The sequence below is a fragment of the Oleiphilus sp. HI0043 genome (assembly GCF_001634935.1).
The window spans coordinates 1-1,088 of the sequence record NZ_LWEY01000639.1; the positions used below are offsets into that span (position 1 = coordinate 1).

General features: G+C 46.0%; 2 protein-coding genes. One reads left to right on the forward strand and one right to left on the reverse strand.

Annotated features, from left to right (window positions below; translation table 11 throughout):
• A partial coding sequence (locus tag A3729_RS07730; protein ID WP_197475668.1) for a DmsC/YnfH family molybdoenzyme membrane anchor subunit occupies nt 1-864 on the forward strand: 864 nt, incomplete at its 5' end.
• A 78-nt stretch (nt 865-942) separates the two neighbouring features.
• On the opposite strand, the gene A3729_RS34510 is transcribed toward A3729_RS07730, so the two are convergent.
• Nucleotides 943-1,077 (reverse strand): type II CAAX prenyl endopeptidase Rce1 family protein, encoded by a 135-nt coding sequence (locus A3729_RS34510; RefSeq protein ID WP_369820109.1) that lies wholly within the window; start codon nt 1,075-1,077, stop codon nt 943-945.
• Nucleotides 1,078-1,088: the final 11 nt, after the last annotated feature.

Below are 1,088 nucleotides of genomic sequence, written 5' to 3' on the forward strand. Positions count from 1 at the left end.
GCGATGAAGTATCCATTATTGGGTGCGATGATTTTTGTTCAGGCCTTGGGTTTATTCCTTTCTACGCTGCACTTGGGTAAGCCTTTGCGTTTCTACCGTGGGTTTAATAACTTGCGTTGGTCACCACTTAGTCGGGAAGCCTTGGGTATAGCCATGTTCTTCGCGGGCCTATGTGGCTATACCGTGTTGTCTGCGATCAATGAATGGTTGCAGTTGGGTATCCTAGATTTGCTGATATCTATTGCGGGTGGTTTTGCGGTGATCTCTGCTTTGATAGGTTTGTACTTCATGCACTGTATCTATCGAATTAAAGCTCGCCCGTTCTGGAATCATTGGCAGGTATTGACCAGCTTCTTTGGCAGTATGTTTAGTGTCGGCGGAATTGTTTTTGCCGTGTTTGCTTGTATTGCTTATTCGCTTCAAGATTTAAGCTTTGCACCACTTCTGAGTGTCTTGTCTGGTCTGGTCTTTATTGGCTTGCTGGTTGAGTCAATAGGTCTTGTTGCTCATGCTCGTTACCTGAATACTGAACAGGGAGAGGGCGCAGCAGCGCACTACATTCAGTGGACGACGTTTGGCAATACTTACTTGGCGAGAAACGTCAGCTTAGTGCTTGGCTTGCTTATCTCTGCAGTCTTCTTTATCTGGGCGCCTACCGGTATTTCAGCTGCACTGATTGGTATCGCTGCGGGGCTTGGCATGATCATTATGTTGTTAGTTGGTCGTGCACTCTTCTATGTATTGGTTGTACCTACAACCATGCCAGGGGCTTTCTTCTGGAAGAACAAAGGGTTTGAAGAACATGCCAGAGACATTGGTTTGGCAGAAATGCCTCAGGTGGGTGTTGTACCTGACCTACACTAATCGCAAGTGACTTAAGAGAAGGCTGCTTTCGAAAGAAAGTGGCCTTATTGCCAATAGAATTTAGTGCGTGCTTAGTCATCAATGAGTAAAAGAGGCAGGATAAACGAAGAAGCTAAAGTGAATCAGGTTAATGCTAAAGTGAAGCAGGATAGCAAGTAGCAGAGAATTGCTTCGCTGGTAACTCCATGCGTAGAGTAAACCCGCGGCAAAGATTAGGCTGAGCC